General features: G+C 72.8%; 1 protein-coding gene. It reads right to left on the minus strand.

All coding sequences use genetic code 11. The features are described 5' to 3' along the window. Window positions 1-816, minus strand: an 816-nt coding sequence (locus P409_RS35220; protein WP_034849748.1) for a M20/M25/M40 family metallo-hydrolase, incomplete at its 3' end; no start/stop codon positions are given. Window positions 817-967: the final 151 nt, after the last annotated feature.

A 967-nucleotide genomic window follows, 5' to 3' on the forward strand; every position in this document is an offset into this window, starting at 1 on the left:
GATGGCGACATCGGCCAGGGCCCGGCGCACCGACTCCGGCACCGGCGGCGGCCGCAGCCCCGGCACGCGGATGGCGCCGCGGGCATCGACCAGCGCCGCCACGGCGTTGGCCAGGATGGTGGCCGGGTTCGGCAGCAGCCCGCCCCAGTTGCCGGAATGGTGGCTGCCCTCGCGCAGGGTCAGGCGCAGGTCGAAATTGATCACGCCGCGGGTGCCGAGCGCGATCATCGGCCGGCCGGCGTCGAGCCGCGGCCCGTCCGAGGCGATCAGCACGTCGGCGGCCAGCAGGTCGCGGTTCGCGGCGCAGATCTCGTCCAGGCCGGGCGAGCCGATCTCCTCGCTGGTCTCGACCAGGAAGGCCATGTTGAAGCCGAGGCGGCCGCGGGCCTGCAGCACCTGCTCGACCGCGGCGATGTTGATCGAATGCTGGCCCTTGTTGTCGGCGGTGCCGCGGCCGTACCAGCGGTCGCCCTCGACCGTGATCCGCCACGGGTCCAGCCCGGCCCGCCAGCGCTCCGGCGCGCCCAGCACCACGTCGCCATGGCCGTAGCACAGCACGCCGGGCAGGCCGTCGCCCTCCTGCCGTCGGGCGATCAGCGCCGGGGCGTCGGGCGCGGCCGGGTTGGCGACGAGGTGCAGGTCGAAGCCGAGCCGGGCCAGGCTGGGCCCGATCTCGCGCTGCAGGTAGTCGAGCAGCGGCGCACGGTCGGCCGCCTGGCTCTCGGTGCGGATGCCGATGCGGCGGTCGAGATCGGCCTTGAAGCCGCCTTCGTCGAAATAGCGCGCCGCCCCGGCGATCGCCGCGTCCCGTGTCATGTCTGCCTCCGCTGTTCACCACGCCGCACTCTGGGTTGCCTCTCCCGCTTGCAGGAGCTTCCCAGAACACCGCCGTTTGATCCCTTCTATCCTCCCCCTCCCCTTGCGGGAGGGGGTAGGGGAGGGGTATTGGCGCCGATGAATTGATGCT

This window comes from Inquilinus limosus MP06 (assembly GCF_000767795.1).
In the GTDB taxonomy this organism is placed as follows: Bacteria; Pseudomonadota; Alphaproteobacteria; order DSM-16000; family Inquilinaceae; genus Inquilinus; species Inquilinus limosus_E.